Genomic DNA, 5,861 nt, shown 5'->3' with positions numbered 1-5,861 from the left:
GGGAACAGGGAACAGGGAACAGTAAGAAGTGAAAGGGTTTCAAGATTTAGAAATGTCCTAACTGTAATGCGTAGTGCTATATCAGGAGGCTTCTTTTCATATCCTTAAGTGTTGATTAGTAATTTTACTGTTATCCGAGGGCATAAAAATCATAAACTTGCCCCTAGAATTTAATTTACAGGAGCAAGTTAATAAAGATAAGTAATTAGGATTATGCCGACTCATGTTGTAAATGCCAAGCCGGATGCCAGAGGACTTCTGCTGTGGAACGTTTTTCTACCATTTCTTGGGTAATCACACAGCGAACTACATCTTTTCTGGAGGGAATTTCATACATGACTTCTAACATTAATTCCTCCAGAATTCCGCGTAATGCTCTCGCTCCTGTTTTGCGACGGAAGGCTTCTTTAGCAATAGCACTGAGTGCTTCCGGTTCAAATTCTAAACGCACATTATCCATGCGTAATAACTTTTTATATTGTTTGACTAAAGCATTACTAGGTTCGGTGAGAATTTGCATCAAAGCGCCTTCATCCAAGGGAGAAACGCGAGTTAAAACCGGAAGTCGGCCAATAAATTCGGGAATTAATCCAAATCTGACTAAATCTTCGGGTTGAACATGATACAAAATATCATCGGACTGGAGGGGAGAAACCGCCGTTTTATTGTTTTCTCCCGACTGAATAAAACCGAGGGATTTCTTACCTAAGCGCTGTTCAATTAGTTTTTCTAAACCAACAAAAGCCCCCCCACAAACAAATAGAATTTTACTGGTGTCAATTTGGATAAAATCTTGATAGGGATGCTTTCTTCCCCCTTGAGGAGGAACATTAACAACCGTTCCTTCTAACATTTTTAAGAGCGCTTGTTGTACCCCTTCTCCAGACACATCTCGTGTAATCGAGGTATTCTCACTTTTACGGGCAATTTTATCAATTTCATCAATATAAATAATCCCCCGTTGCGCGGCTTCAATATCAAAATCAGCAACCTGTAACAACCGCAATAAAATATTTTCGACATCATCCCCAACATAACCCGCTTCCGTTAAAGTTGTCGCATCGGCAACGGCAAAGGGAACATCTAATAATTTCGCTAAAGATTGAGCCAGTAAGGTTTTGCCACAGCCCGTTGGCCCCATTAACAAAATATTAGCTTTTTGCAATTCTACCGGATCATCGGTGGCTGAATCAGAACTTTTTAACTTTTCTGCACTTAAGCGTTTATAGTGGTTATAAACTGCAACGGATAGCACTTTCTTCGCCCCATCTTGACCAATAACATGATCATCTAAATAGTTTTTAATTTCGATGGGTTTAGGAATTGAAGTCAGAGAAAATCCTTTATTTGCAGACTGTTTTGAGGAACGCGCATCTGACTGACCGCCGACGGAAGCCGTCGCTTTATTTCGGTCAGAAAATTCTTCTTCTAAAATTTCGTTGCACAGTTCAACGCATTCATCACAGATATAAACACCGGGGCCTGCAATTAATTTGCGAACTTGCTCTTGAGATTTACCGCAGAACGAACATCGTAAGTGAGAGTCATATCTGGACATATTGAATTAATCTTTAATTAATTGCTGGTGGCTTTTCCCTAAATAGGGGAGATCAATTGAATTGGTTCGCTGCTTGGGCTGGGATGTGCTTCCTTTGGGGAACATCCTAAGCAAGATCAACTCAATACTCTCTCCCTTTAAGCTAACACTGAATGAGGAAAACGTGGGAATTTAAAGTTATTCTTTATTTTTCCGAGATTAAGGAGATGGAAGTCGGTAGATAAACGGTAAATGTAGAACCCACTCCCAGTTGACTACAAACTTTAATTTGTCCTCCCATCATTTTGCAATAATGGTGGGTTACGGTTAAGCCTAAACCTGTACCGCCATATTGACGAGAGAAGGAACTATCGGCTTGAGTAAAGGCTTCAAATAAAGTTTGCTGTTGTTCTAAGGAAATCCCAATTCCGGTGTCTTTAACTTGAAAACAAATCCAATCTAAGTCTCCATTCCGTTCTCGGTTCACGGTTAGGGTAATTTGACCTTTTCGGGTGAATTTTAAAGCATTACTGAGCAAATTGTAAAAAATTTGTCGAATTTTAGTAATATCGCCCTCCATCAGATCTAAATTGTTTTTACAACAAATTTCAACCGTATTCTGATTTTGTTCCGTAAGCGCTTCTAAAGATGTGACGACTTCATGAATTAAACTGGCGATTTCAAAGGTTTCTAAATCCAAAGGCATCTGTCCGGCTTCAATTTTGCATAAATCCAAAATTTCATTAATCATGGTCAGTAAATGGGAACCGGATTGACGAATTTTTTGGACATCGGGTACTAAGTCATTAATTTCAAGATCTACGACTTCTTCGAGTAATAAATCACTAAAACCAATAATGGCGTGTAACGGTGTTCGTAACTCATGACTCATATTCGCTAAAAACGTACTTTTAGCTTGGGAAGCCGTTTGAGCTTGCTCTAAAGCCGTTTGTAAAATAGCCTCCACTTTTAACCGTTCTACCATTTCAGAGCGCAATTGTTGAACAGCTTCTTGTAATTCTGTCGTGCGTTTTTTAACTCTAATTTCAAGTTCAGCCTTGACTTGAGCTACTGCTTGTTCAGCTTTTCGCCGTTCAAACCGTTCAATAGCTAAAGCAACTAAATTCGCTAAGGAATCAATAAATGTCCGATCTTCCAGACTACATTCCTGCTGATTAATGGGATATTCTACACAAATAAACCCAATAATTTTTCCTCCTAACCAAATCGGTACATCTAAACGGTTATTGTGGGAGGTGGGAAGATGATGCAGTAGAAATTGGGGAGGTAAAAAGTCAGAAGATAAGGATAAATATTCTGTTGATAAATCCAGGGGAAATAAACTAGAGTTTGCCAAAGGGGAGGGTTTAGAATTAAACCGAGTAGAGCCAGGGGGAAGATGATGTTCAATAATAGATGATTCTTCGAGGGAATGGTGATGGCTTTGACGTTCATACAAGTCTAAACAGATCCATTCTAAAGCATTCTGTTTGACCCAAACTTCATCTCCAAAAGCAGGACTTAACTCAGAAGATTGTTCTATATCTAATAGAGAATAACGAATGCCACTGTGCAGCCAAACACTGACTCGATCCACTTCTAAAGTTTCGGTGGCGGTTTCTGTAATTTGGCGAATTGCAACATCTAAATGATCACAATTGCGGGTTTGTTCTCGACTTAAATCCCGCAGGGCAATATTCTGACGATACAGACGTTCTGTACTGGCTTGTAACGCTTGTTCAGCTTTTTTTCGCTCCGTAATATTATGGAAAATCGAGAGAATAGCTCGTTCTCCTTGAAACAGTAAAATTTGAAAAGAACCCATTACCCAAAGGGGAGTTCCATCGGTTTTTTTAACTTGCAATTCATAGTTATGAACATAACCTTCCGCTAGGATTTTTTCAATTAATTTTTGTCGATCTAAAGGAAGGGAATAAAAGTCAAGAGTTTTGATCGTTTTGATTTGATTGAGCGAAAAATTAAATAAAGCACTGGACATGGCATTCGCATATAATACTAAGCCATCAGATAAGCGACTAATAATGATCGGAATGGGAGTCGCTTCGGCGATCGCTTCAAAAATTTCTCGTCGTTCAATTGGGGTTTCGGGAATATCCACAGGATGGGATGACTTATTTTTTTGTTTATCGTGCCAAACTTTAAGGTCAATGGTTGTATTTTTCCAAGTTTCAACTTCTGGAAATAGGGAGTTAACTTGATCCGTAATGGATTCTGGAGACAGTTTTTCTTCTAGCATCATTCAAGAGTTTCAAGGTGAAATTGAGGGTTTTAAAAAAGACTCATGAACTGGTATTTTATTAACAGCTATTAGGGGAAAATGAACTCGTAATGAGCTGGGCGGCATAAATCCAATATCCTCTGGGTTATGCCCAATCTGATCAAGGAGGAGAAAGCCACCTATACTTAAGGTAGAATAGCACCCATCAGCGAACCGTAATTCGGGGCTAACCGTCTAAATAAAAGTTAGACCCCTATTATGCCAATACCCCTAAATTTGAGGGCGGAGTCAACTTGTATTACCACCCCCATTGCCCCTGCACCCTGGATGACTTTGATGATTCCGAATAGTTTAGAATAGGATAACCTAATTTTGGGAAAAGGATTGTGATCTTAGGGAAAAAGTTGAAATAGATGATGACAAACCCGAATAAAAAATTTCTGATTAGCAGTTAAAAGCAAGATCTGAAAATCTTTCTCGAATTCCCCAGTTGTGGGATATTGATTCTTGCACTCTCTTGGATTAGATGTTTGCTGTGTCGTTAACATACGCACTGGTTCATGAATGGTTAACACCCCTGGCGACAGGAGGTTCAGAACTCGTTGTTCAGGAAATTCTCAACCATATTGAGGCGGATGTTTACGCGCTGATTGATTTTGAATCCACGAACCCTGACAGCTATTTATATCAACGCTCCATTGGCACAACATTCCTACAACAGTTCCCCCAGGCTCGTTCTGGGGTACAGAAATATTTACCCTTACTGCCTTTGGCCATTGAACAACTCGATGTCCGAGCTTATGACGTCATTCTCTCCTCCTCCCATGCGGTCGCCAAGGGCGTTCTCACCAGTCCCCATCAACTGCATCTCTGTTACTGCCATACTCCCATGCGCTACGCCTGGGATTTAACCTTTGACTATCTCAACAGCAGTTTAGCGGGAAAGGGGCTGCAAGGGGTGTTTACGCGCTATCTGTTGCATCGTTTGCGGCAATGGGATGTGGTTTCGGCGAACCGAGTTGATTATTTTATTGCTAATTCTAAACATACGGCTCGACGAATTTGGCGGTGTTATCGTCGGCCAGCAACGGTAATTTATCCCCCAGTGCAAGTGGAGCGGTTTGAGTTTCAACCTCAAAAACAAGATTTTTACTTAACCGTTTGTCGTTTAGTCAGTTATAAAAAAATCTCCTTGATGGTGCAAGCTTTCAATCGTCTCGGATACCCGTTAGTGGTGATTGGTACAGGGGCTGAATTAAAGGCAATTCAAGAGATGGCAAAACCCAATGTTCAGGTCTTAGGGTGGCAACCTAATGACGTCGTAGACCAATATATGCGGGATGCTAAAGCCTTTGTCTACGCCTCCTGTGAGGATTTTGGCATGGCTTTAGTGGAAGCGCAAGCCTGTGGAACTCCGGTAATTGCTTACGGTGCTGGGGGAGCTTTAGAAACGGTGCGAGATCTGCGACAATATCCAGATTCCGCAACGGGTTTGTTATTTTCAGCCCAAACCGAGGAAGCATTAGTGCAGACTGTAGAAGCATTTGAGCAGTCTAAGGACAAATTCAATCCCGATATGGCTCGATTAAACGCCTCTGGATTCAGCCCCAAACAGTTCCAAGAGCATTACTTGAGATTTGTCGAGCATTGCTGGCAACAATTCCAATCGGGAAATATCAGGTGAACTACCTACACCGCCATAATCGGGTCGGTGTAGGCTTCCGAATTCACAGACCGATGCCCCTTACTTTTACTAGCAGGTGGACTTACACAGCCTCCATCGGCAAAGACGGGGTTCCCTCCGCCTTCAGTCAATATCCTGATCCCTTCATTCCTGATGTTGAGTGCAGCGTTTTCGTCACGGTCATGGTGAGCATGGCAATTAGGACAGTCCCATTCCCTGATATCCAGAGATAACTCATCTAAGACATGACCACAACAGGAGCAGGTTTTGGAACTAGGGAAAAAGCGATCAATTTCTACAAGTTCACCATTTTTTTGCTTCAACTTGTAATCAATAAAGTTGACGAATTTTCCCCAACCTACATCAGATATTGCTTTGGATAGCTTCCGGTTTTTAACCAT

General features: G+C 41.1%; 4 protein-coding genes. 1 reads left to right on the top strand and 3 read right to left on the bottom strand.

The annotated features are described in order from the left end of the window. Positions 1–211: 211 nt before the first annotated feature. Both clpX and PL8927_RS08170 read right to left on the bottom strand, forming a co-directional pair. Positions 212–1,558 (bottom strand): ATP-dependent protease ATP-binding subunit ClpX, encoded by a 1,347-nt coding sequence (gene clpX / locus PL8927_RS08175; RefSeq protein ID WP_083619564.1) that lies wholly within the window; start codon positions 1,556–1,558, stop codon positions 212–214. 184 nt (positions 1,559–1,742) lie between these two features. After that, positions 1,743–3,797 (bottom strand): PAS domain-containing sensor histidine kinase, encoded by a 2,055-nt coding sequence (locus PL8927_RS08170; protein WP_083619561.1) that lies wholly within the window; start codon positions 3,795–3,797, stop codon positions 1,743–1,745. A 505-nt stretch (positions 3,798–4,302) separates the two neighbouring features. Between PL8927_RS08170 and PL8927_RS08165 the strand changes: the two genes are divergently transcribed. Continuing rightward, complete coding sequence (locus tag PL8927_RS08165) at positions 4,303–5,460, top strand: glycosyltransferase (protein ID WP_083619560.1); 1,158 nt, start codon at positions 4,303–4,305, stop codon at positions 5,458–5,460. Between the two features lie 5 nt (positions 5,461–5,465). Here the strand turns inward: PL8927_RS08165 and PL8927_RS08160 are convergent. After that, on the bottom strand, positions 5,466–5,861 hold a 396-nt coding region (locus PL8927_RS08160; protein WP_156093134.1), incomplete at its 5' end, for an RNA-guided endonuclease TnpB family protein.

Source organism: Planktothrix serta PCC 8927 (genome assembly GCF_900010725.2).
GTDB classification, from domain to species: domain Bacteria; phylum Cyanobacteriota; class Cyanobacteriia; order Cyanobacteriales; family Microcoleaceae; genus Planktothrix; species Planktothrix serta.
Note: the sequence above shows the minus strand (reverse complement) of the source record. Positions and strands in the feature narration are given on the sequence as shown.

Coding starts and splice junctions, on each gene's coding strand:
- clpX (WP_083619564.1), bottom strand. CDS start 1,558: ATGTCCAGATATGACTCTCACTTACGATGTTCGTTCTGCGGTAAATCT.
- PL8927_RS08170 (WP_083619561.1), bottom strand. CDS start 3,797: ATGATGCTAGAAGAAAAACTGTCTCCAGAATCCATTACGGATCAAGTT.
- PL8927_RS08165 (WP_083619560.1), top strand. CDS start 4,303: ATGTTTGCTGTGTCGTTAACATACGCACTGGTTCATGAATGGTTAACA.